At 38.5% G+C, this 735-nt stretch carries 1 protein-coding gene; it reads right to left on the bottom strand.

Translation table 11 applies throughout. From position 1 onward, the window contains the following. On the bottom strand, window positions 1–735 hold a 735-nt coding region (locus tag ACFIO5_RS11700), incomplete at both ends, for an ABC transporter ATP-binding protein (protein ID WP_375705503.1).

Here is a 735-nt window from a genome sequence, read left to right as displayed (position 1 = left end):
GTTTTTTGTAAAAACTGTGTTCTTTTGCCAGCAATTCTTTTTGTGTACCTTGTTCAATGAGTTCACCATTTTTTATGACAACAATTTTATGAGCGCGAGCAATTGTTGAAAGGCGATGAGCAATGATAATAGTTGTGCGCCCTTTGGTAAGATGATAAAGGGATTCACTGATTTGTGCTTCCGTGTGCGAATCTAAAGCACTTGTTGCTTCATCAAGAATCAGGATTTCACTATCATGGAGCATTGCTCTAGCGATAGCGAGTCGTTGTTTTTGTCCTCCTGAGAGATTACAACCATTATCACCGACCTGTGTATCATAGCCATTTGGTAGATCCATAATGAAGTCGTGAGCATTAGCTGTTTTTGCTGCTTTTATAATGTCGTCGTCGCTAGCACCTTCTTTTCCTAGCCCGATATTATATTTAACGGTTCCTTGAAAGAGAAAAGTATCCTGTCCTACATAAGTCATTAGATTTCTCAAGGAGCGAAATGTAGTATAGCGAATGTCTTGATTATTAATCAATATGCGTCCCTTTGTAGGGTCATAAAGACGCATAATAAGGTTGATAAAGGTTGATTTTCCTGAACCAGATGGTCCCACCAATGCTGTCATTTTTCCGGGTTCTATTTCTAGATTAACGTCCTTTAACACCATTTGGTTATCGGTATATGCAAACGATACGTCTTCGAAACGGATAGCTCCTTGAGTTTTATGCAAATCTTTAGCTTTTTCAT

It is taken from the genome of Bartonella sp. AA86SXKL, assembly GCF_042196885.1.
The sequence above is the reverse complement of the archived record's forward strand: the minus strand, read 5'-3'. Positions and strand labels throughout refer to the sequence as shown.